Source organism: Duganella sp. GW821-FHT07F09, assembly GCF_059418705.1.
Window position 1 is genome coordinate 642,141 of the sequence record NZ_JBWKQJ010000003.1, and the last position, 22,849, is coordinate 664,989.

Genomic DNA, 22,849 nt, shown 5'->3' on the forward strand with positions numbered 1-22,849 from the left:
GACTAGCATTGACATATTGCAGAACGATGACCTCGCTCAATTGTGCTACATGGGTGTCGCGCCGTAGTAACGTGCCGCGCCATCGGGGATGATATCGATACGGTCGAGGATGAAGCCGGGGTCCATCGCATACAGCCGCAGCCGATGCTTGCCCGGTGCAAGCCGCCGAGGCGGCAGCGACCTGACCGCCGTATTGCTCAGCACGTTGAGCTTCCACTCGTCGCTGCGGCCGTGGGTGCGGTAGTCGAGTATCGCCAGCGGCCCGTCATCGATGCTGTAACCCAGCCTGAGCTGGTTTTCCGACGTCAGCGGATGGGTGGGGAGGGCGACGATGTTCAGGCCGACCGGATCGACGGAATCCGTGTGGAACTCGATCACCAGCGGCGCCGCCGCGTCGGCCTGGTTCGCCTCGACGGAGGGCAAGGCCAGCGACGAGCGCAGCACCGCCCCCATGCTGCCCAGTTCATCGATCCTTTGCCATTGCGGATGCGGTGCCGCGCTGTATGCGGCGATCGATACCGTGCGGGGCCGGGCTGCCGGCGCCGGCGAGGTGGTCGCCGCCGCCGAGGCGCCGCCCGCGGATACCGGCCATGTGGGCTCGGCGAACACCGGCAGGCGGCGCGGCGCCATGTCCATCATGTGGCGCCACTTACCGTTGGCCAGGCCGTTGTATTCGGCGGTGTCGGCGACGATGGACCGGTGCGCCGCCTTGGCCTCCGTCACATACTGTCCGGCGCGGGCGCCGGTGTTGCCCGGCAAACTTGCCAGTTCCAGTTTCAGGATGCGCGCGTTCAAGCTGGCGCTCGCGCGTACCGGATACAACACCAGTTCATAGAACGCGTCGCCGCGGTCGGCGGGCATCGCTTGCGCCAGCGCCTCGGCCCGTGCGGTAATGGCCGCATACCGCTCCAGACGCCGCCGCGCCTCGTCGCCGCCCGATTGCAGGTACGCGGTCGGCCGGTTCGGCGTGGTCGGCTCGGTCTGGCCAAAGCCCATGAATTCCGGCCGGCGCTCCCATGCCAGCGCGTAGTACTCCATCATGATGTCGGTGATCTGCCGTGCCCGGTCCGCACCGAACTGGCGTGTCATCCAAGCGCGCAAATGCTCGCTGGGCGCCTGCTCCAGCAAACCGTGGTCAAAAGCCAGATCGAGGAAGTACTGGCTCAGGTACTCCAGCGGCTTGATATCGCCGACGTTGGCCACCCACAGCTTGCGGGCGCCGGTGTGCCTGGCACGCTCCATCTGCTCGCGCACCAGCGAGGGATGCGTCGTGCCCAGCCACAAGTAGTCGTGCGGCCGGCCCCAGTACGACAAGTGGTAATAGAGACCGGCGCCGCCGGCGCGGCGCGCCTCGGTTTCGGTACTGAGCTGGCTGATATAGCCGTAATTATCGTCCGGCCAGATCAGGCTGATGTCATCCGGCACCTTCAACCCGGCCTTGTAGATGTCGAGCACCTCCTTGTACAAGGTGAGCACCTGCGGAATCCGTTCCGGCGGACGGCCCTGCGCCTTGGACAGCAGGCCCCGCTGGACATCGATGACCTGTTCGACGCCATCGCGCGCCTCCGGTATGGTTTTCGCGCCTTCCATGGCGCTGTCGTGCACGCCGCGCAAGCCGACCGACATCAGGGTCTCGAAGCCTTTCACTTGCTGAACCCGCTCGTCCCAATAGGCGATCATGCGGTCGCGGTTGGTGAAGAAGTTGAACGGCCCGTTCGTTTTCAGATCCCACTCACGCACGTTATTCCGCATCATCGGCTCGGCGTGGGAGGTGCCGACCACGATGGCGTAATCGCGCGCCATCTCCGGGTTGCCATCGATCTGATAGAAGGGTTTGGTCGAGTCGTGCATTGCCGGCCACAGCGTATTGGCCTTTAATCGCCACATCAGTTCGTAGATTTGCGCATAGGTGGCGGGGCCGATATCGCCGGTGTTCCGGTCGTAGGTCTTGGCCGCCCAGGGCTGCAAGCCCCAGTCCTCGTCGTTGAGGAAAATGCCGCGGTACTGGACCGATGGCGCGCGCGAGAACACGGTGGCGTCACCGACGGCGACGCGGGCCAGGCGGCGCGGCGTCACGTCCGCCCACCATTCCCAGGCCGAGACGCCCAGGTCGCGCGTCAGGTCCACCACGCCATAGACGGTGCCCCGGACGTCGGAACCGGCGATCAATACGTAGTTCTGTCTTTTGGAGCGGACGACCAACCGTTTGTGCCGTTCCCACTCGCCACGCAACGCCGCCAGATCCAGGCCGTCGCGTTTGGCGACCTGGCGCAGCAGCGGCGTATCGTAGGCGCCGATGATGACGCAGGTCTTGCCGCAATCCTGCAAGCGCGACGAGATGCGTGGCGCCTTGCCGCTCAGCGCCCGCAGGTCGCGGCCCAGCAGTTGCGCCGCCAACGCATAGGTCTTTTGATCTTCATGAACGATGGCGGCAACGGGACCGCCTTGTTGGTACAACGTCAGCTCGCCGGCGCCGGCTTGCCCGGCGAAGGCGAGCCAGGCCCAGCCCGCCAGCGGTCCGGTGAGCCTCATCGTTGCGCGCCGGCCGGGGCCGCGACATTCACCGAACCCGGCATGATCTCCAGCGGCACGCCACCGCGCACCGTGCGCAGGTTGACCAGCTTGACAGGCTCCAGCGCGTTGGCGGGCTTGCCGTCGGTGGTGACCGCCAGCGCGACGGTGTTGGCGCCGTTCGGGTTCAGGATGCCCGGCGGGATCACAAACGTGCGTTGCGGACCGATGTGGGCGATGAACTGCCCCATGTTCCAGCCATTGACGAAGATCAGCGCGCGGTTCTCGCGCTCCGAGCGGGGCTTGGTGGTATCGCCGAACGCCAGGCCAAGCTGAATGTCGTGGCCTTTGGGCAAATCGAGATCGAACGACGTCCGCAGCCAGTAGGTTCCCGGTGCCGGCGGCGCGTCGCCGGTTTTGGCTTTGGTCCAGCCGGCGCCGGAGGTCTTGCCATCAGCCGGCGGCAAGTACCAGCCCTGGCGTTCGCCGTACAGCCCGCCATTGTTCATCGGGCCGCGCACGACATCGACGATGTTCTCTCCGCCCTGCGTGCCCTGGATGCGCCACGCGATCGGCACGGCGTAGCGTTGACCGCCGCGCGACGTCAGCGAGGCGGAGATCAAGCCGCGCGCCTCGCGGTGATAGTCGTCGGCCATCAGATTCCAGTTGTGCGAGTTGTTGCGCACCATGACGGCGATCACGTGCGGCCCCTTGGCCAGCTTGTCGCCGAGCGGGAACTTGACGCTGTCGGTGGTCTCGGGGAAGGAACGGCCCACGTCCAGCTCGTGCTGGCCGATGAATTTACCGTCGATCCACACCTGTATCATGCCGGCGCCACCGGCGCCGTAGAACAGCTCCAGCTGATTGTTCTTGGCGTCGGCAAGGTCGAGCCGGCCGCGATACCAGACGTCGCCGTGGTGGAAGCCGTAGTCGCTCATCGACAAGGTCGGCTGGCCGCGCTCGGGCATGGTCCAGGTCTGCGCCGCCGAGGTGCGGTTGTCGGCCTTGAGCCAGGCCGAATCGTCGAACTTCGGCTGCGCCTCGGGGCTGTCCATGCGCCGCGTCCAGCCGAGCGTGCCGAGGTCGGGCAGCTTCACCGCGTCCGGTCCCTTGAGCTCGACGGTGCGCAGGCTGCCGTCCGGCTGGGAGGTGAGCGGAAGGTTTTCGCCATTGAAGGTGACGGCCGAAACGGACGGCCCCCAGATCTGCATATCGCTGGCAGCCGTCGTATCGCCCGTCAACGCCAGCTTGCCGCCGGCCAGGGTGGCCGAGCGCACCATCGCCGGGCTAAGCTGAAGCACCTGGCCGGCCGGCGTTTTCTGTGTCCAAAACGCGATGCTGTTCTTCTCGTCGGCCAGCAACAATAGCAGCGGCGTGCGGCCGCCGCCGGAAATACGCACGCGCGCCAGGCCATCGTGCACATAATCGAGCTTCAGCACGCCGTTCTCGTAGCGCGATGTCACCTTGCCTTCGACGACTTCCACCTTCGGCGCGCTGGCGTAGCGCAGCAGCGTCTCGCCGGGTTCGCCGGCGCGGCCGTGCAGCAGCGCGATATCGCGGTCGCCGTTGGCGAAGTGCGTCTGGAGTTCCGATGTCGAGTAGACCAGGTGATGGCGCTCCAGCTTGTATTCGGCCAGCAGCATCTTGGCGTCCTGGCCGTTCAGGCGCAGCGGCACCTTGTAGTTGCCATTCTTGGTGGTGAGGTCGAAGGTGAAGCTGTCGTTCGTCAGCAGGTCCGACGGGCTGTGGACCGCGAACAGGATATGCGTGTCCAGATCGGGATTGATATTGTGGTAGACCTTGACCTTGTCGGACGAGGTCTTGATCTCCGCTCCCTTGTCCATCTTCGCCAGCGCCTGCTCGGCCGCCTGGACCAACATGCCTTGCTGCTTCAGGCCGAAAGCCTTGGCGCGCAAGCCCCTGTCTTCGGAGATCGGCGCGCCGTAATCGTAGGAGGTGTACACCACCGGCCCGGCCAGCCAGCCCCACGAGGTGCCGCCGAACGTCATATAGATGTTATGGATCGTGATGCGGTTGATCAGGTTGGTGCCGTAGAACACGCGTTGATAGCCCGTGCCCTGGCGCTCGCCGGTGCAATTGTAGGTGCCGTTCGAGCCCCAGTAGTCGAACCAGCCGCCACCGAGTTCGGCGGCGAAACCCGGCGTCCTGGGCGACGACAGGGCGCCGATCTTCGGCGAGTTCTTGCCGTAGATGCCCCAGTCCGGCGCCTTGTTCGGGCCGGAGGGATCGGCGTGCACGTTGCAGGTGCCGCCGGGGTAGCCGTCGAACGCGTACATATCGGTCGGGCCGGGATTGGCCCATGGCGCGGTCGAATCCTTGGGCGTCCAGTCCGGCAGCCGTCCGGCGGCGTTGTGGAAGAACGGCACGCTGATGCCGTCCGCGCGTGCCTTCTTGGCCAGGTGCTCCATGTGGCGCACGTGCTTCGGCTCTACCTTGCCCAGCTCGTTCTCAAGCTGGTAGGCGATGACGTTGCCGCCGCCGGTGGTGATCTGGTGGCGCGCGATGATGGCGTTAATTTGCGTCATCCATTCGTCGACGGCGGTCAGGTAGACCGGATCGTCGGTGCGCGCCTCGGCGCGGTTGCGGAACATCCAGCCGGGATAGCCGCCGCCGGTCAGCTCCGCGTTCACGTACGGGCCGGTGCGGGCGATCACGTACATGCCTTCCTCTTCGGCGATCTCGAGCGCGCGTTCGACGTTGCGCACATGCGAAAAATCGTAGACGCCGGGCGCCGTGGAGTGGTAGCCCCAGTCGAAGTAAAAGGCCACGCCGTTGAAGCCGAGCGCCTTCATCTTCTGTATGACGTCGCGCCATAGCGAGGGATTAGGCAGGCGGAACGGGTGGATCTCGCCGGACCACACGACCACGCGCTTGCCGTCGATCAGCATCGAGTGTTCGTCCCAGCTGACCTTTTTCGGTTGGCCTTTCGGCTTGATGGCCAGCGCCAGCGCCTTGCGGTCCTCGACCAGCACCGAGGCCTGGCCGATGATGCCGGACACGCCGCCTAATTGTTTGGCCGCGCTCCAGGTGTGCAAGCCGTCCTGGCTGTCGGAATACCAGCGGCGGCCGGTAGCGGCGTCGCCGAAGTAGAGCCGCCAGTGCCCGCTCGGCAGCTTGATCAACGAATGTGCGCCCGACGTAACGCCCCAGTTGGCCCAATCGCCTCGCTTCTCGACGGTCCAGGGGCCTTGCAGCGACTTGGCGCCGGCCATCTCGATCAGGCCGGTGGTGCCATTGCGGGCGAGGGCGGTATAGCCGCCGTCCGTGACGGCGACGATCGTGTCGACATAGTTGTCCGGCAAACCTTGCAAGGCCTGCGGCGCCGACCATGCGCTGAAGTCCGCGTTCGGCGTCAACACATAGCTGCCGCCGGTTGAGCGCGAGACGATGGCCTTCAAGGCCCCATCCTTGTCGTGCAGCCATTCCGGCGCGACGGCCTGGGCGTTGCCCGGCAGTGCCAACGGCACATTCCGCACAAAGTGCCAGTTCTTCAGGTCTTGGGAGCGGGTAAGGCCGAGTTCGGCGTTGTTGGCGCCCGTTGCATACAGCACGTAATAATAGCCGTCGCCGTGACGCACAATCGCCGGGTCGCGCATCAGCTTGCTCGGCGGCCGGTACGCATCGGAAGCGAGCGACGTGAAGGTGATACCGTCCGTGGACGAGAACAGGCTGAGCCAATTGTCCGACGAGCTATTGAAACTGGCCATCAAGAACGCCGACGCGTCGGCCGCACCGGCGCGTGCCTGGCTGGTCTGGCGGTCCGCGTCCGACGCCTGGGGAATGCCCAGTTCCTGGGCGGCGCAGCCCAGCGCCAGGGTAGCGCCGCCAATGCAGGCGATGGTCTTGTGAGCGATGCGGGTGAAGTTCAGCATGGACCTATTTCAGTGAGGTAAGAACCACACATCATAAGTCCTTATGCCGGCGAAGCAACGCGCCCATCAATCAACAAGTTGAGCGATTCATACGGCGCCGCAGCGCTTTTTCCGCCTCGACGACGATTAGCATCGCCACGCCGACGCCCACGATGGCCACACCGTCCAGCCAGTCCACCGGACGCGTGTCGAAAATCGTCTGCATGAACGGCAGGTAGGTAAAGGCGCACTGCGCCAGCACGGTGAGCGCCACGCCGCCGATCACGGCCGGCGTGCCGAGCACGCCCCGCCAGGTCAGCGAGGTGCCGTGCACATAGCGCACGCTGAACAGATAAAACACTTCGAGCACGACCAGCGTATTGACGACGACGGTGCGCGCCATCGCCGTGCCCAGGCCGCGGCTCTCCACCCAGAAGTACATGCCGAAGGCGGCGGCGACAAACAGGGCCGACACGAACAGCATGCGCCAGAGCAGGTCGAGCGTCAGTATGGCCTGGCGCGCGGCGCGTGGCGGGCGGCGCATCGTGTCCGGCTCGGTCGGCTCGAAGGCCAGCGACAGCCCCAGCGCCACCGCCGTGACCATGTTAATCCAGAGGATTTGTATCGGCGTGATGGGCAACGCCAGCCCGAGCGCGATGGCGGCGATGATGGTCAGCGCCTCGCCGCTATGGGTGGGCAGGGTCCAGGCGATCACTTTCATCAGGTTGTCGTAGACGGTGCGGCCCTCGCGCACGGCGGCGACGATGGAGGCGAAGTTGTCGTCCAGCAGCACCATGCCGGCCGCTTCCTTGGCCGCCTCGGTGCCTTTGTCGCCCATGGCCACGCCGATATCGGCCCGCTTGAGCGCCGGCGCGTCGTTGACGCCGTCGCCGGTCATCGCCACCACGGCGCCGCCGGCCTGCAAGGCTTGGACCAGCCGTAGCTTGTGGAGCGGCGTGGTGCGGGCGAAGACATCGGTTTCGCGCGCCACGACACCCAATTGCTCGTCGTCGAGGACGTCCAGCGCGGCCCCGCTCAGGGTCTTGGGCTGATCCGCGATGCCAAGCTGGCGGGCGATTTCCGTGGCGGTCACGGCGTGGTCGCCGGTGATCATGACGATACGGATGCCGGCGGCGCGGCAGCTCGCCACGGCGGCGGTCGCCTCTTCGCGCGGCGGATCGATCAGTCCGGCCAGTCCGATGAATGTCAGCTGGTCGACGTCGTCGAAGCTCAGGCCTTGCTGCTCCGGCCGGCCCGGCTTGACGGCGAAGGCCAGAACGCGCTGGCCGCGCGCGGCCAGGCCGTCCACCCGCGCCTGCCAATGCGCGGCCCGCAACGCGCGCTCGCCATCGGCGCAGCGCTCGCGCGCGCACAGGGCCAGGATGTGCTCCGGCGCGCCCTTGACGAAGATCGCGCTCCCGTCCTCGTGGCCGTGGTGCAAAGTGGCCATGAAGCGGTGCGCGGCGTCGAACGGGATCTCGTCGGTGCGCGGAAATTGTTTGCGCGCCAGCGCCGGGTCGAAGCCGGCCTTCATCGCCAGCGCCACCAGCGCGCCCTCCATCGGGTCGCCGTCGACCCGCCATCCTTGCCCGCCCGGTTGCAAGGCGGCGTCGTTGCAGAGCAGGGCCGCGCGCGCCAACTCCATCACATCCGGCCGCGCCGCCGGATCGATCTCCCGGCCGCCGGCGTACCAGTCGCCCGCCGGATCGTACCCGGCGCCGGTGGCCTCGTAGGTGTCGATCCCGGTCTCCACGGCGCGCACCGTCATTTCATTGCGGGTCAGCGTGCCGGTCTTGTCGGTGCAAATGACGGATACGGCGCCCAAAGTCTCCACCGCCGGCAGGCGGCGAATGATGGCGTTGCGCGCCGCCATGCGCTGGACGCCGATCGCCAGCGAAATACTCATAATGGCCGGCAAGCCTTCGGGAATGGCCGCCACCGCCAGCCCGACGACCGCCATCAGCGCGTCGGCGGCGGGGTAGGCGCGCACGTAGCGCGCGAACAAAAAGGTCAGCGCCGACACCGCCAGTATCACCAGCGTCAACTGTCTGGCGAAGCCGGCCATCTGGCGTACCAGCGGCGTTTGCAGCGTGTCGATCTGGCCGACCAGCGCACTGATCCCACCCAGCGCGGTGCGCGCGCCGGTGGCCGTGACGACGCCAACGCCCTGGCCGGCGGCGACCAGGGTGCCCGACAGCGCAATTGATGCGCGCTCGGCCAGCGCGGCGTCGTCCGCGACGGCCGGCGTGTCCTTCTCGACGGCGGCCGACTCGCCGGTCAGGATCGCCTCATCGATCTTGAGGTTGCTGGCGCGGATCAGGCGTAGGTCGGCCGGGACGCGGTCTCCCGCCTCCAGCAACACCACGTCGCCGGGCACCAGTTGGTCGGCGGCTATCGTTTCGCGGCGTCCCGCGCGCCGCACCGACGCGCGCGTCGCGCTCATGCCGCGGATGGCCTCAAGCGCCGCCTCGGCGCGGCCCTCCTGGAAGAAGCCGATGGCGGCGTTGAGCCCGACCACCGCCAGGATCACCGCCGCGTCGACCACGTGGCCCAGCGAGACGGACAGCAACGCGGAAGCGATCAAGACATAGATGAGCAAGTTGTGAAATTGCAGCAGCAAGCGCTTGATGGCGCTTTGCCGGGGCGCTGCCGGCAGGGTGTTTGGTCCGAATGCCGACAGGCGGCGCCCGGCTTCGTCCGGCGGCAGGCCGTCGTGGCCCGAAGCCAGGCGCGCGATTGCGTCGTCGGCGGCCAGGGCGTGCCAATGGGTGTCGCCCAAAGCGGCGGACGGCGATTCGCCATGCACGCCACTATCGGGACGACCCCGCGATATCGACGGCATTGTCATCGTTTGCTCCACAAGGGGTTTCGGCGGGGGGCGACGAATGTTGCTGATCATTCATTCGTCGCAAGCCATCCTATAGTACCTTGCAGCGCTCAAACTTTGAGCTATGTCAATTTTTAGCCGCAAATCCCCGGGCTGGCGCCGGTTGTCCGATCAAAGCGACTTCAGGAACGCCAGCACGGCCTCGCGGTCAGCCTTCGACAGCGCCTCGAAGCGCTGGCGCGAGCGGTCCGCCTCGCCGCCGTGCCACAGGACGGCCTCGGTCAGCGTGCGGGCGCGGCCATCGTGCAGGTAGCCGGCCTTGGCGCCGCCGCCCATGACCTTGTCCGTGTAGCCGATGCCCCACAGCGGGGCGGTGCGCCACATCGCGCCCTTGGCCTGGCCTTCGACGAACTTGTCGGCCAAGCCGGCGCCCATGTCGTGCAGCAGCAAGTCGGTGTAGGGACGGATGGTCTGGTTGCGCAGCTCGGCGAACAGGTGGCCTGGACCGGTCTTGATTTCGGCCGTATGGCAGGCGACGCAGCGCATGCCCTGGAACAGCCTGGCGCCGGCCGCGACCTGCTGCGAGTCGACCCGGTGCTCGTCGAGCGGCGCCACGCCTTTAGGGAAGCCGCTGGCCACGCTGCGCTGGGCCGGCACCGCCACCAGCGCCAGATAGTTGGAGATCGATTGCAGATCGCCCTCGGAGATGCCGGCCTGGGACGCGCCGGCGCGGCAGGCGACCGGGCCGTTGACGCAGTCGCGGCTGCGGTAGACCGGCGAGGTCACCGCCATGTCGAGCAGCAGCGCGTCGGCCGACTGCTGGCGCAAGGTCGCCTTGGCCGCCTTCCAGCCGAAGCGGCCCACCCGCACCGCGCCGCTTTCCGGATCGTAGACGTAGTTGGCCACTCCCTTGACGCCGTCGGCGTCGGGCGCCGTACGCGCCAGCGCAAGGATGCTCGCCTCCGGTATCGCCTCGAGCAAGCCGGCGCCTATCATCGGCTGGGCCGCGCGCAGCGAGAAGATGTCCGGCGTCGCGCCCTCGAACGCCAGGGTCGGCTTGCGCAGTTCGACCGTGGTGCCGTCGGCCAGCTTGACCAAACGCGTCTCGAAGCCGGCCACCCGCACGCCGTTGCCCCAGTTCTGCGGCTTGCCGGTGGACGAGATCGCGTTCATCCGCACCGCCGTGCCATATTGCGGATGCGGCAGCTGTTGGCCGCTGGCGTTGGCGGTAGCGACCCGGATCGACATGCTGTCGAGCCGCTGGTTGATCGCCGCCGGCGCCGGGCTGCGGCCGTTGTTGACGTGGCAGGCGACGCAGGCGGACTGGTTGAACCGCGCCCCCTGCAACCCCACCGCCTGCGCGTAGCGGTCGTTGCCCGGCTCGTTGTGGTCGCCGGTGGTGAAGTTGGTGTGCACCAGGCGCCGGCCCTCGACGAAGCGCTGCATGTTCTGCATGCCGATATTGTTGTGCGGCTGCTGGAACATGAACAAGCCGTTGTCCGAGTAGTTGTAGGACACCGAACCGGCACCCCCCGATAGCGTCTCTTCGGGCAACGGGATCGTGTTGAGGCGCGGCTGGACGCCATACCAGGGCTTGAGCCCCGCGCCAACCACGTAGGCCCATTCGTACGAGTAATAGCGCACGCCGCCGTTGTCGCCCTTGGCGGCCAGCGCATCGACGGTGGTGAACATCGATGGCGACACTTCGATGACATCGCCCACCGCCAGCGGACGGCCCCTGACGGTGGTGCCGTTGGGGAAGCCATCGGCGCCGAGCCCGGCGTGTCCCGGGTAGTTGTCGACCCGGATCGTGCAGCCGTTGTTGATGCCGTTGGCGTTGGTCAGCTTGCCGTTGAGCGGATAGGCCACCGGCCTACAGATGGCGACGTTGTCGTCCACCAGCTGGCCAGGCGCCATCCAGCCGTAGCCGGTCACGCCGGGACGGTCGAAGCCGCGGAAGAAGGCCACGCCGCCCTTCAGGAAGTCGACCGTGGTGTACTGGTTCACGGTCAGGGTCGGCTTGGTGACGCCGGCCACGCGGCTGTTGTCGATGATCTCCACGCCCCAGGTGCGGTTCTTGAAGTACTGCGGCACGAACGTCAGGTAGTTGCCGGGCCCCTTGTCGCGCGGCAGGCCTGTTGCGGCGTCGACCGTCTCGTTGGGGCCGTAGCCGATCTCGTTCCAGTCCTCGCCGCGCTCGCGGCCGTGGCGGGCCAGGCCGCGCGCGCCGAAGCGGGTGACCAGGGTACCGTCGGCCAGGGTGAATTGCAGCGTCTCCAGCGGCTGGTCGGCCGAGGGCAGGGGAGCCCAGCCGGCACCGCTGGCGGGGAAGTTCAGCGGCGACGTCGCCACGCCGGCCAGCGTGTTGTCGCTGCCCGGCGTCTTGAATTCCACCTCGTACAGTGAGTAGCCGTACTGGCTGGCGCGGGCCACGCCCTGCAGGCGCACGTAGCGGGCGTCGATGCCGAGGTTGAAGAATTCCTCGGTGCCGCCCTGGCCGTTGGCGACGGCGCGCCGCAAGGTCCAGTTCTGGCCGTCGTCCGAGACCAGCAGGTTGTATTGCTTGCCGTAGGAGTTCTCCCAAAGCAGCTTCATGTAGCCGATCGGCGTCTTGGCGCCGAAGTCGAACTGCAGCCAGGCGCCATCCTCGAACGCGCTGGCCCAGCGCGTGTTGGTCTTGCCGTCGATCGCCATGGCGGCCGACTGGCCCGGGTTCTCCAGCCTGGAGGAGGTGGCCGCGACCGGTTTGATCGCCACGCCGGGCTGGGTTGGATCGGTTGGTGGCGGAGCCGGCGCGGGATCGGTCGGCGCCGTCACCGGCGTGCCCGAGAACGCCTGCACCTCAATGATCGAGTAACCGTATTGCGTGGCGCGCTTGACGCCCTTGATGCGCAGATAGCGGCCCAGGCCGTGCAGCCCCGTCAAATCCTCGGTGCCGCCCAGGCTGTCGTCGACGCTCTTGATGGTGGTCCAGCTGGCGTTGTCGTCCGACACCTGCAACAGATACTGCGACGCGTGGGCATTCTCCCAATCGATGCGCACGCGGGTGATGATTTCGGTCTTGCCGAAGTCCAGGGTCAGATACTGGTCGTCGGCGAAGCCGCTGCCCCAGCGGGTGGCGCTGTTGCGATCGACGGCGGCGGCAGCGGACAGGTCGCCGCGCTCGGCGGAACTCGCCGTGGCGCCGGCCGGCGTCAGCGCCACTTCTGCAGAGACGGCCGCGCCCTGTATCTTCATGGCGCTCAAGGTGCGCGGGGCGGACTGGGCGGTTTCTTCGCCGCCGCCTCCGCAGGCGGTCAGCAAGGCGATCAAGGCCAGGGGCAAGCCCTGGATGGGGAGCCTGCGCAAACGTCGCAGGTTGAGTTGGTGGCGACGCGGCAAGCGATACATTCCAGTCCCTTTTTGTATGGTTGGCGATGGCGGCGATCCGCCGATGGAAACGTTTCCATCGGCGGAAGCTAACGGCCCGATCCCGGTGCGAATCCAGGCCCGTCCGGACACGCCGGATAATGACGTGTCAGAACTTATCAGTTACAAAAATTTCGATTGAGCAACGTTGCTGAAGATATCTTGTGTTGAACCGTGTGTCAAGGCAGGTCACGAAAATGTCATGGAAGCCGATAGGCAAGAACTGACGTGGCCACGTCGCGCACGGGCTGAAGCCGTGCGTTGTGGTCCCGAGGAGTCTATTTACTGAGTAATTCGTCGAAGGTCATGCGCGAGCGCGCCAGTTCCCAGTCCAGACTGCCGATCGTCTGGTGCTGGCTCATCACAGTGACTTCCGGTTGTGCCGATGCCGCCGCCGCTCCGTGGACTTGAGCGGGATGCGCTTCGGCACGACGCGTGCCCGCCGATTCAGGCACCTCGGCTTGCAATACCGCCTGTATCTCGGCCAGGCGCTCCTTGAACTGCTCGACCCTCGGGTCGTCGGCGGCAAGGACCAGACCCGGTTTGGTCTTGGCCAGCTCGGCGATGGAAACAACCTCGCCTTGAACGCGATACGGATTATTGATGCGGGACATAATGGCGGCTCCGTTGGTGGTATTGCGTCTGTAATATCAATGCATGCTGCTGGACGATAGCGGGGGGAGGGGAGTAAACATTTTACTCCCCACTCCGGCGAACCGGACTTAATCTAAATCAATTGGAAGAGATCGACCCACTGGCTGTCCGAGGTATAGGCCCATTCGACGAAGGTATTCACATCGCCGGCATGCCGCTGTTGAGCGTGTGGACGTAAAGATCGTCGCCGAGGCCGCCGCTCAGCCGGTCGAAACCGTTGCCGCCGACCAGCACATCGGCGCCGCGTCGGTGCCGCCGCCGTGGATAAAGTCGTCGCCGTCGCCGCCATACATCGTGTCGTTGCCGGTCTGGCCGATCAGCGCGTCGTCGCCGCCGTTGCCGTAAAGCAGATCGTTGCCGGAACCGCCCTGGATAAAATCGACATAGGCGCTGCCATGGACGGTATCGTCGCCACCCAGGGCGTTATATCCGTGCGCGGTTTCGGGCGGCTTTGGGGCGCCGAAAGTGCTCATATAAAATACATCGGCGTTATTAGTACCACTAGCTGCAGCCATTGAACCTCCAATATGAAAGTTTGAATATGCGGTCAGGTTAATAAAACGCTTATCTTGAATATTAAATAAGCACGCCGATATTGCCACGAGGAACTAAAGCCAGTCAACGATATTTTGTGCGTGATGGTTACATTTGATTCCGATGTATCAATTCGCGCGGAATGCAACTGGGGCACGCAAGAAATAACGCAACCGGGATGGGCATTGCAGCGGGCGCGCGGGCCCGCGCCGAGCTTCCAGTTCTGCGGCAAGGGCCCGTCATCGCCGAAGTTGGTTGATCAGCTTGGTGGAACAAAAATACGCGTTGGTGAACCCCAGACGAAGGTAAAATAAGTACAAGATTTATGTTAAAGTAATTTTCGGGAGTCCCCGTTCGGCGGCGCCAACATGCCAGGGACGATATCAACGCGTCATCGACTGCGTGATTGGAATGTGTATGGTTCCCTTGACGATACGGTTGTTCGGGCGGTTCGACGTTTGCCGTGGAGATGAATCGTCCGACGCGCTGAACGCCCGCCGCGCGCGCGAGGTTTTTTCCTATCTAGTGTTGCATCGAAATCAACCGCAACGCCGCGAGACGCTGGCCGACATCCTGTGGGAGGACGCGCCGCCCGAACAGTCCCGCAAGTATCTGCGCCAGGCCTTGTGGCAAATTCAAACCGCGTTGCGTCCGCACGGCGACGGCAACGGCGCCCAACCGCTGGGCGTGGATCCGGAATGGATCCAGTTGAACAGTTGCGACCAACTGCGCGTGGACGTGATCCGTTTCAAGGAGGCGATCAACAGTTGCCACGGGATCAGCGGCGCGAAACTCGACCATGCCGCCAGGCAGTGCCTGGAGGAGGCGGTGTGCCTGTACCGTGGCGAGCTGCTCGAAGGCTGGTGCCAGGACTGGTGCTTGTTCGAAAGGGAACGGCTCCAGGCCGACTTTCTCGACGCGTTGGAGAAGCTGGTCTGTTCCTACGAGGCGTGCGGCGACAGCGAACGCGGTCTCGCCCATGCCAAACGCATGCTCGCCGTCGATCCGGCGCGCGAGCAGGTCCACTGCCACATCATGCGCCTGCACCTGCAGACCGGCAATCGCACCGAGGCCGTGCGCGAGTTCCAGCGTTGCGAACGCGTGCTGATGGAGGAGCTCGGCGTGAAGCCGTCCCAGCAGACCCGTGCGCTGTACGAATCGATCCGCGACGGCGGCCTCGACAATCCATGGCGCGAGTTGAACGCGATCGGCACCGTCGCCGGGCCTGCCCCATTCCAGTACGACCAGTTGCCGGCGTTGGTGGACTTGCTCGGGCGGGTGCAGCACATGCTCGCCGGCATCGAGACCCGCTTGCGCCAGGATATCGCGGCCGGCGTGCGCCGCCGCGAGTCCGACTGACCGCGCGCCCACGCGTGGCCGACGAGACGCCCCGACAGACGCCCGCGAGACGCCGGCGCGACGAGCGGCCGGTATAAATGACCTGTGATCCGCGCGATCGGATCGGTTCATTTTGCGCGTAGCGGCAACTCCATGCACCGGGGGTTCTACGGAGACTTTATCCTTCATCGTCAAGCTCTGGCGGGACGGCGACGATGCCAACCCGGCGTCCGCGCGCTGGCGCGGGCGGGTCACCAGCGTGGCGGGCGGCGAGCGTCTCCATGCCAACGGGCCCGACGAGGTTCCCACGCTGCTGGCCCGCCAGATCGAACGATCGGGCATCCGCCTGGGCTGGACCTGGCGCCTGCGGATCAGGGTGCATGGTTGGAGGCGGGCATGGAAGTGAGCAGGAACGATACGTCGCAAAAGGACATGTTCGCCCGACATCGCGTCGATGCCGGCTCGTGGTCCCCCCGGCCAGCAGGCCACCCTTGACGGAGAAACCTATGCCAGCGGCACTGACCTATCCCGGCGTCTACATCCAGGAAGTACCCAGCGGGGTGCGCACCATCACCGGGGTCGCCACCTCGATCACGGCCTTCGTCGGGCGCGCCTCGGCCGGCCCCACCGACGAGCCCGTGATGCTCACCAGCTACGCCGATTTCGAGCGCCGCTTCGGCGGCCTCGACGTGGCCAGTCCGATGAGCTACGCGGTGCGCGATTTCTATCTCAACGGCGGCAGCCTGGCGCTGATCGTGCGCGTGCTGCACGACGACGCCCGCGCCGCCACCATCGGCCTGGACGATGGCGCCAGCCCGTCGACCGGTGTCGTGCTGGTGGCGTCGAGCCGCGGCGCCTGGGGCAACCGCCTGTCCGCCGCCGTCGACCACGACACCGACCGCGCGCTGCCGCGCAGCTCGCCGCCGGCCACCGACGACCGGCGCTTCAACTTGACGGTGCGCTACCGCCCGCGCGCCGGCCGCGACGAGTTCATCATCGAAACCTTCGGCTCGGTCTCGACCACGCCCGGCGACGCGCGCTTCCTGCCGCTGGTGCTGGAACGCGAATCGGCCTATGTGCGGGTGCAGGGCGCGATGCCGGCCGCGCGCCCGCCGTCGAACGTGACGACGGCCGGCGCGCTGCGCAGCGTGAACTGGGTCGACGCCGACGCCGGTTCGGGCACGGACGGCACCGACATCGACGACGCCGACGTGATCGGCGAGCAAGATCCTAAAACCGGCCTCTACGCGCTGAACCGGGCCGACCTCTTCAACCTGCTGTGCATCCCGCCGCGCAAGCGCGACACCAGCAGCCTGCCGTCGAACTACACCGCCACCTCGGCCCAGGTGTACGCGGCGGCGCTGGCCTTGTGCGTGAGCCGGCGCGCGATGTTGATCGTCGATCCCGATCCGGCGTGGGCGACGCAGATCGCCGACGCCATCGACCACGCGATCGACGGCCGCAACGACCTCAACCTCACCGGGCCGTCGGCCCGCAACGCCGCGCTGTACTTCCCGTGCGTGCGCCAGGTCGATCCGCTGCGCGACAACCGGATCGACACCTTCGTGCCGAGCGGCATCATCGCCGGCGTCATCGCCCGCACCGACGTCCAGCGCGGCGTCTGGAAGGCGCCCGCCGGACTTGACGCCTCGCTCGACGGCGTCCAGGACCTGCAGCTCAACATGAACGACCTCGAGAACGGCCAGCTCAACCCGCTGGGCATCAACTGCCTGCGCTCGATGGGCGTGAACGGACGCATCGTCTGGGGTGCGCGCACGCTGCGCGGCGCCGACGCCAGCGCCGACGAATACAAATACCTGCCGGTGCGCCGGCTCGCCTTGTTCCTCGAGGAGAGCCTGTATCGTGGCACCCAGTGGGCGGTGTTCGAACCCAACGACGAGCCATTGTGGGCGCAGGTGCGGCTCAACGTCGGCGCCTTCATGCAGGGCTTGTTCCGCCAGGGCGCGTTCCAGGGCGCCACGCCGCGCGACGCCTACTTCGTCAAGTGCGACCGCCAGACCACCACGCAGAACGACATCAACCTGGGGATACTGAACGTGGTGGTCGGCTTCGCGCCGCTCAAGCCGGCTGAGTTCGTCGTCATCCAGATCCAGCAGATGGCCGGCCAGATCGCCGCCTGACCTCACCGGAGACTCCATCATGGCCCAGTTCAGCGTCAACGGTCAGCGCTTCGACCCGTACAAAAACTTCAAATTCCGCGTCAAATGGGACGGCCGTTTCGTCGCCGGCGTCTCCAAGGTCAGCGCGCTCAAGCGCAGCACCGACCTGGTCGAGCACCGCGAGGGCGGCGATCCGTCGACCACGCGCAAATCGCCCGGCCGCACCAAGTTCGACGCCATCACGCTCGACCGCGGCGTGACCCACGACACCGAGTTCGAGAAATGGGCCAACAAGGTCTGGAATTTCGGCTCGGGGCTGGGCGCCGAGGTCTCGCTGAAGGATTTCCGCAAGGACCTCATCATCGAGGTCTACAACGAGGCCGGCCAGTTGGTGATCGCCTACAAGGTGTATCGCTGCTGGGTTTCCGAGTACCAGGCGCTGCCCGACCTCGACGCCAACGCCGGCGCGGTCGCGATCCAGCACATCAAGCTCGAGAACGAGGGCTGGGAACGCGACTACGACGTGGTCGAACCGTCCGAGCCGAGCTTCACCGAGCCGGCCAACTGATCCCCCGCGATGACCGCCCTCGACCCGACCGACATCCTGGCGCTGTGGGAGCGCGGCGCGCGCCGCCACCCGCTCGACCGCAGCGCGCTGCTGTGCGCCCGGGCGCGTCCCGACTGGCCGGCCGCGAGCATCGTCGACCGGCCCCTCGGCCACGTCACGGCCGCGCTGATGCGCTTGCGCGAGGCCAGCTTCGGTCCGCGCATCGAGTGCCATGTCGATTGCGGACATTGCGGGACGCGGCTGCAGTTGCTGTTGCGCACGTCGGAGTTGCTGGCGCCCGAACCGGCTGATACGGCGGAGCTTGAGGTCGAGGTGGCCGGCCGCCGCGTGCGCCCACCCGGTCTGCGCGACCTCGCCGCCGTCGCGCAGGAACTCGATGCCGGCCGTTCCGCGCGCCAGTTGCTGGCCCGTTGCACGCTGGGTGGCGACGACGCGGCGCCGATCTCGAACGACGCGCTGCGCGAAGTCGAGGATGCGCTCGAAGCCATCGACCCGAACGCCGACCTCGCGTTCGACGTGCATTGCGAAGCCTGCGGCGAGCGCCGCACGGCGCAACTCGACGCCGGAGAGTTGCTGTGGGACGAGATCGACGCCCGCGCCCGCGCGCTGTTCGCCGAGGTCCACACGCTGGCGAGCGCGTATGGCTGGAGCGAAGGCGAGATCCTGGCCCTTGGCGCCGCCCGCCGGGCCAGCTACCTTGCGATGGTGGGATCGTGAACGGGCTGCTGCACCGGATGGCGGCGCGTGCGGCGGGCACCGCGGTGGCGGTGCGTTCGGATGTGGGCTTGGCGTATGCCGGTGGCGGGTCGGGGTTCGGCGAAGTCGACCCGGCGCGGGCGCTGGCCGGCGAAGCCCAGGCGCACGGTCCGACCGCCGCGGCGGCGCTGGCGCGGACGCCGTCCCCTCCAGCGACACCCGCGCACCAACCGACCATGCCGACCGCCGTCGCCGCCGATCCAGCGGCCCTTTTTGACGCCGTCCGCACACCGCCGGTCCTGGCCGACGCGCCGACCGTCGCCGCCCCGGCGCAGGTCACGCCAGTGATCGCGCCCGACACAGGAGTCGGGCAGGGCGTCGACGCGACGCCGCAAGCGCACACGCCGCCGCGCCTTGCGCAGGCGCCGACCGGATCCGAACCCGTGATGCCGCCCCCGATGCGCTGGATGGACACCTCTCCCTGCGCGGTATCGCCCGCCGACGGCCCCGCGCCGCTGCTGCCACGCGAGGCGCGCGGTCCGATGCCGCTTGCGCCCGTGCCGCAAACGGCGGCCCGTCGCGGCGCCTTGCCGCAAGGCGCCGCCGCACCCCGGGAAGAAGCCGACACCGAAGTCCATATCCACATCGGCCGGATCGACGTGACTGCGGCGCGGGAGACGCCCGCGCCGCGCCGCCGTGCGCCAGCGGCGCCGGCGCCGATGTCGCTCGACGGCTATCTGGCCAAGCGGGGCCGCCCATGAGCACGGCCTTGGCGATCGCCGGCGTGACGGCCGTGTTGCGCGACCTGCTCAACGACGGCATCATCAACCACAACATCAGCGGCGTGCTTGGCAGCAGCGTCACCGTCAGCGTGCTGGCGCCCGACCGGGTGGTCGCCACCGGTGGCACCGAGGCCTCGCAGATCAACCTGTTCCTGTATCTCGTCACGCCCAACCCCGGGTGGCGCAACGAAGGGCTGGCGTCGCGCGATGCCAGCGGCCGCCTGCGCCTCAGCAATCCGCCGCTGGCGCTCGACCTGCACTACATGGTGTCGGTCTACAGCGCCGGCGATTTGCACGCAGAGATCCTGCTCGGCTACGCGATGCAGCTGCTGCACGAGATGCCGGTGCTCACGCGCGACGCCATCCGCACCGCGCTGATCCCGTCGCCGGCCACCGGCACCGCGCTGCCGCCGGCGTTGCGCGCGCTCGCCGACGCCGGGCTGGCGGACCAGATCGAGTTGATCAAGCTGGTGCCGCAATACCTCAACACCGAAGAGATGTCCAAGCTCTGGACGGCGATGCAAAGCCACTTCCGCCCGAGCGCCGCCTACACCGCCTCGGTGGTGCTGATCGAGGCCCAACAGCCGGTGCGCTCGCCGTTGCCGGTGCTCAGCCGCGGCGAGGTCGACCCGGCCACCGGGCGCGATCGCGGCGTCGTCGTCAACCCGGGGCTGGTGCCGCCGGTGCCGATGCTGACCGCCGCCGTGCCGCCGTCGCGCCAGCCGGTGGCGGGCATTGGCGACACCATCGATTTGCGCGGCGACTTCCTCGACGGCGCCAACCGCCAGGTGCTGCTGTCGAACGACCGCTTCGAGGTCGAGACCACCATCGCCGCGCTGCCGGCGCCGGCCAGCGGCGCCGATACGCTGCTGCGCTTCGAGCTCGCGCCGGCGTTGGCCGCGACGCTACCGGCCGGGCTCTACCGCGTCGGCGCGCGGCTGCTGCGCGCCGGCGATCCGGCCCCGCGCGAGACCAACCGCATCGCGCTGACGCTGGCGCCGCGGATGACCAACCTGCCGCTGGCCGTGACCCGCGCCGGCGACGGCTCGGCCAGTTTCACGATCGACTTCACGCCGGCGCTCAGGGTCGGGCAAACCGTGGTGCTGGTGCTGGGGCAGGACCAGTTCGCGCCGCAGGGCCTCGGCTCGCCCTCGGCCTCGCTCGCGTTCGTGATTCCGAACGCGCCGGTCGGCGCCTTGCTGGCGCGGCTGCGCATCGACGGCATCGAAAGCCCGATCATCGATCTGTCGCAGGAGCCGCCGGCGATACCGGGGTTCCTGAACCAGCGGGTGGTGATCACATGAACGCACCGGATCGCCACCACGATTGGCCCGAGATGAACCAGCGCCTGCTGGTCGCCGAGTTCGCGCGGCTCAAGCGGCGCCTGGCGAGGGGCGCAACGGCCATCGACAGCGCCACCGGATCGGACACCGCATTCGACACCGCGCAAGACAGCGCGGTCGACGTCGCGCGCGCGGCGCTGCGCCATCCCGGCGCGCTCGACGCGGTGGCCGACGCCTTCGGCCTGAGCGTGTTCGAGCGTGCGATCGTGCTGTTGGCGGCGGGGGTCGAGATGGACAGCCAGGTGGCCGATCTGTGCGCCAGGGCGACCGGTCAACCGGAGCGGCCCTGGGCGACCTTCAGTCTGGCGCTCGCCGCGCTGGACGACGCCCATTGGAGCGCGCTCGCGCCGAGCCGGCCCCTGCGCCGGTGGCACCTGATCGAAGTCGAAGAAGGTCCATCGCTCGCCGCGGCGCGCCTGCGCTTGGATGAGCGGGTGCTGCACTTTCTCGCCGGCGTCGACTACACCGACCCGCGGGTCGCGGCGCTGTCGCGGCCGGTCGACGCGCCGCCGTCGATGGCCCCCAGCCATCGCGAACAGTCGCGCGGCATCGCCGCGGCGCTGGAGGCGCGCCGGGTCGGCGAGCCCGCCGGCGGCACGTTGCCGCTGGTTCAGCTTCATGGCGACGACGCCGACGCGCGCGCCGAGGTCGCCGCCAGCGTCGCCGCGCTGGGCGGCTGGAGGTTGCGGGCGATCGACCCGCAGGCGCTGCCCGGCGGCGCGCCCGAGATCGCGCTGCTGGCGGCGCTTTGCGAGCGCGAGGCCGCGCTCGGCGGGCTGGCATTCTTCATCGAATGCGCCGCCGAACCCGCGTCGCCCGCGCTGTCGCACTTCATGGAGCGCATGGGCGGGCAGTTGTTCGTCGGCTCCGAGCGGCCGTTGCGGCCGCGGCGCGACGCGCTGATCCACAACGTCGCGCGCGCGCCGGCCGACGAACGGCGCGGCCTCTGGCTGGAGGCCCTGGGCGGCGCGATCGACCCACACTCGGCCGAGTTCGACGCGGTGGTCGCGCACTTCAGGTGCGGCGCGCGCAGGATCGCCGAGATCGGCGCGACGCTGCGGCCGGGACCACTGGCCGCCGGCGTGCTGTGGCGCGCCTGCCGCGAGAGCGCGCCGGCACGGCTGGCCGAACTGGCGCAGCGCGTCGAGGTGCGCGCCGAGTGGGACGACCTGGTATTGCCCACGCCACAGAAGGAACTGCTCGGCCAGATCGTGGTGCACACGCGGCGCCGCTTCGAAGTGCACCATGCCTGGGGCTTTGGCGCCAGGAGCGGGCGCGGCCTGGGTATCACCGTGTTATTCACCGGCGACAGCGGCACCGGCAAAACGCTTGCCGCCGAAGTGCTGGCGCGCGCCCTGCAGCTCGACCTGTTCCGCATCGACCTGTCGGCCGTGGTCAGCAAGTACATCGGCGAGACCGAGAAGAATCTCAAACAGGTGTTCGACGCGGCCGAGGATAGCGGCGCCATGTTGCTCTTCGACGAAGCCGATGCCCTGTTCGGCAAACGCAGCGACGTCAAAGACAGCCACGACCGCTACGCCAACATCGAGGTCAGCTACCTGCTGCAACGCATGGAGGATTACAGCGGCCTGGCCGTGCTGACCACCAATCACCGCGCTGCGCTCGACGCCGCCTTCATCCGCCGGCTGCGTTTCATCGTCCAGTTCCCGTACCCCGAAGCGGCCGAGCGCGAGGCGATCTGGCGGCGCGCGTTCCCTCGCGCGACGCCGACCCGCGATCTGGCGTACGCCAGGCTGGCGAGACTGCAGGCGGCCGGCGGCCACATCCACAATATCGCCCTCGGCGCCGCGTTTCATGCGGCCGACGAAGGGGTGCCGGTCGGCATGGCGCACCTGCTGCGCGCGGCGCATGCCGAAGCGGCCAAACGCGAGCGCACCATCAGCGACGCGGAAACCCGAGGTTGGCTATGAAGCGCCTGGTCCTGCACATCGACCGGGTCGTGCTCGACGGCATGGCGCATGGCGAGCGCATGGCATTCGAGCGGGGCCTGCGCGCCGCGTTCGCCAGCGCGCTCGCCGCGCCCGGCGCCGGCGAACGCTGGGCCAACCAGCCGGGGGCCGCGCGACTCGACGCCGGACGCGTGCGCGTGGCGGCCGATGCCGGCGCCTTCGACATCGGGGAGCGCGCCGCGCGGCGGATTGTCGGGAGCGCGACGCCATGAGCGCCGGCGCGCGC

Annotated in this window: 15 protein-coding genes; 8 read left to right on the top strand and 7 right to left on the bottom strand. The window is 67.7% G+C overall.

Features of this window, described 5'->3' with window-relative positions:
- Window positions 1–45 precede the first annotated feature (45 nt).
- From AC07P1_RS11295 to AC07P1_RS11325, 7 genes are all read right to left on the bottom strand, one after another.
- Window positions 46–2,532, bottom strand: a complete 2,487-nt coding sequence (locus tag AC07P1_RS11295; RefSeq protein WP_494695892.1) for a glycosyl hydrolase 115 family protein — start codon at window positions 2,530–2,532, stop codon at window positions 46–48.
- Window positions 2,529–6,404 (bottom strand): beta-galactosidase, encoded by a 3,876-nt coding sequence (locus AC07P1_RS11300; protein WP_494695893.1) that lies wholly within the window; start codon window positions 6,402–6,404, stop codon window positions 2,529–2,531. The genes AC07P1_RS11295 and AC07P1_RS11300 overlap by 4 nt, the downstream gene beginning before the upstream one ends.
- A gap of 70 nt (window positions 6,405–6,474) precedes the next feature.
- Window positions 6,475–9,231, bottom strand: a complete 2,757-nt coding sequence (locus AC07P1_RS11305) for a cation-transporting P-type ATPase (protein ID WP_494695894.1) — start codon at window positions 9,229–9,231, stop codon at window positions 6,475–6,477.
- A gap of 150 nt (window positions 9,232–9,381) precedes the next feature.
- Window positions 9,382–12,447, bottom strand: coding sequence for a di-heme oxidoredictase family protein (locus AC07P1_RS11310; RefSeq protein ID WP_494695955.1), 3,066 nt, complete (start codon window positions 12,445–12,447; stop codon window positions 9,382–9,384).
- A gap of 449 nt (window positions 12,448–12,896) precedes the next feature.
- Window positions 12,897–13,232 carry a hypothetical protein gene (locus AC07P1_RS11315; RefSeq protein WP_494695895.1) on the bottom strand — a complete coding sequence of 112 codons (336 nt, stop codon included), beginning with the start codon at window positions 13,230–13,232 and terminating at the stop codon, window positions 12,897–12,899.
- A 178-nt stretch (window positions 13,233–13,410) separates the two neighbouring features.
- Window positions 13,411–13,506 carry a hypothetical protein gene (locus AC07P1_RS11320; protein WP_494695896.1) on the bottom strand — a complete coding sequence of 32 codons (96 nt, stop codon included), beginning with the start codon at window positions 13,504–13,506 and terminating at the stop codon, window positions 13,411–13,413.
- Window positions 13,473–13,745, bottom strand: coding sequence for a calcium-binding protein (locus AC07P1_RS11325; protein ID WP_494695897.1), 273 nt, complete (start codon window positions 13,743–13,745; stop codon window positions 13,473–13,475). The genes AC07P1_RS11320 and AC07P1_RS11325 overlap by 34 nt, the downstream gene beginning before the upstream one ends.
- A 478-nt stretch (window positions 13,746–14,223) precedes the next feature.
- On the opposite strand from AC07P1_RS11325, the gene AC07P1_RS11330 reads away from it, so the two are divergent.
- The 8 genes from AC07P1_RS11330 (at window position 14,224) to AC07P1_RS11365 (ending at window position 22,835) form a co-directional block, all read left to right on the top strand.
- Window positions 14,224–15,165, top strand: a complete 942-nt coding sequence (locus AC07P1_RS11330) for an AfsR/SARP family transcriptional regulator (RefSeq protein ID WP_494695898.1) — start codon at window positions 14,224–14,226, stop codon at window positions 15,163–15,165.
- A gap of 485 nt (window positions 15,166–15,650) precedes the next feature.
- Window positions 15,651–17,285: a phage tail sheath family protein gene (locus AC07P1_RS11335; protein ID WP_494695899.1), complete on the top strand. Its 1,635-nt coding sequence runs from the start codon at window positions 15,651–15,653 to the stop codon at window positions 17,283–17,285.
- Between the two features lie 19 nt (window positions 17,286–17,304).
- Window positions 17,305–17,832 carry a phage tail protein gene (locus tag AC07P1_RS11340; RefSeq protein ID WP_494695900.1) on the top strand — a complete coding sequence of 176 codons (528 nt, stop codon included), beginning with the start codon at window positions 17,305–17,307 and terminating at the stop codon, window positions 17,830–17,832.
- A gap of 9 nt (window positions 17,833–17,841) precedes the next feature.
- The gene (locus AC07P1_RS11345; RefSeq protein ID WP_494695901.1) at window positions 17,842–18,549 is read left to right on the top strand and encodes a hypothetical protein; all 708 of its coding nucleotides are present in this window, start codon (window positions 17,842–17,844) and stop codon (window positions 18,547–18,549) included.
- Complete coding sequence (locus tag AC07P1_RS11350) at window positions 18,546–19,289, top strand: hypothetical protein (RefSeq protein WP_494695902.1); 744 nt, start codon at window positions 18,546–18,548, stop codon at window positions 19,287–19,289. Before AC07P1_RS11345 ends, AC07P1_RS11350 begins: the two co-directional genes overlap by 4 nt.
- Window positions 19,286–20,614: a Pvc16 family protein gene (locus AC07P1_RS11355; RefSeq protein ID WP_494695903.1), complete on the top strand. Its 1,329-nt coding sequence runs from the start codon at window positions 19,286–19,288 to the stop codon at window positions 20,612–20,614. The genes AC07P1_RS11350 and AC07P1_RS11355 overlap by 4 nt, the downstream gene beginning before the upstream one ends.
- Window positions 20,611–22,584 (top strand): AAA family ATPase, encoded by a 1,974-nt coding sequence (locus tag AC07P1_RS11360; protein WP_494695904.1) that lies wholly within the window; start codon window positions 20,611–20,613, stop codon window positions 22,582–22,584. The genes AC07P1_RS11355 and AC07P1_RS11360 overlap by 4 nt, the downstream gene beginning before the upstream one ends.
- Complete coding sequence (locus AC07P1_RS11365) at window positions 22,581–22,835, top strand: hypothetical protein (RefSeq protein ID WP_494695905.1); 255 nt, start codon at window positions 22,581–22,583, stop codon at window positions 22,833–22,835. Before AC07P1_RS11360 ends, AC07P1_RS11365 begins: the two co-directional genes overlap by 4 nt.
- Window positions 22,836–22,849: the final 14 nt, after the last annotated feature.

What these genes read in the sequence shown, in the direction of transcription:
- AC07P1_RS11305 (WP_494695894.1), bottom strand. Translation starts at nt 9,231, where the DNA reads ATGACAATGCCGTCGATATCGCGGGGTCGTCCCGATAGTGGCGTGCAT.
- AC07P1_RS11330 (WP_494695898.1), top strand. Translation starts at nt 14,224, where the DNA reads ATGGTTCCCTTGACGATACGGTTGTTCGGGCGGTTCGACGTTTGCCGT.
- AC07P1_RS11325 (WP_494695897.1), bottom strand. Translation starts at nt 13,745, where the DNA reads ATGAGCACTTTCGGCGCCCCAAAGCCGCCCGAAACCGCGCACGGATAT.
- AC07P1_RS11365 (WP_494695905.1), top strand. Translation starts at nt 22,581, where the DNA reads ATGAAGCGCCTGGTCCTGCACATCGACCGGGTCGTGCTCGACGGCATG.
- AC07P1_RS11355 (WP_494695903.1), top strand. Translation starts at nt 19,286, where the DNA reads ATGAGCACGGCCTTGGCGATCGCCGGCGTGACGGCCGTGTTGCGCGAC.
- AC07P1_RS11300 (WP_494695893.1), bottom strand. Translation starts at nt 6,404, where the DNA reads ATGCTGAACTTCACCCGCATCGCTCACAAGACCATCGCCTGCATTGGC.
- AC07P1_RS11310 (WP_494695955.1), bottom strand. Translation starts at nt 12,447, where the DNA reads ATGAAGATACAGGGCGCGGCCGTCTCTGCAGAAGTGGCGCTGACGCCG.
- AC07P1_RS11345 (WP_494695901.1), top strand. Translation starts at nt 17,842, where the DNA reads ATGACCGCCCTCGACCCGACCGACATCCTGGCGCTGTGGGAGCGCGGC.
- AC07P1_RS11340 (WP_494695900.1), top strand. Translation starts at nt 17,305, where the DNA reads ATGGCCCAGTTCAGCGTCAACGGTCAGCGCTTCGACCCGTACAAAAAC.
- AC07P1_RS11315 (WP_494695895.1), bottom strand. Translation starts at nt 13,232, where the DNA reads ATGTCCCGCATCAATAATCCGTATCGCGTTCAAGGCGAGGTTGTTTCC.
- AC07P1_RS11360 (WP_494695904.1), top strand. Translation starts at nt 20,611, where the DNA reads ATGAACGCACCGGATCGCCACCACGATTGGCCCGAGATGAACCAGCGC.
- AC07P1_RS11335 (WP_494695899.1), top strand. Translation starts at nt 15,651, where the DNA reads ATGCCAGCGGCACTGACCTATCCCGGCGTCTACATCCAGGAAGTACCC.
- AC07P1_RS11295 (WP_494695892.1), bottom strand. Translation starts at nt 2,532, where the DNA reads ATGAGGCTCACCGGACCGCTGGCGGGCTGGGCCTGGCTCGCCTTCGCC.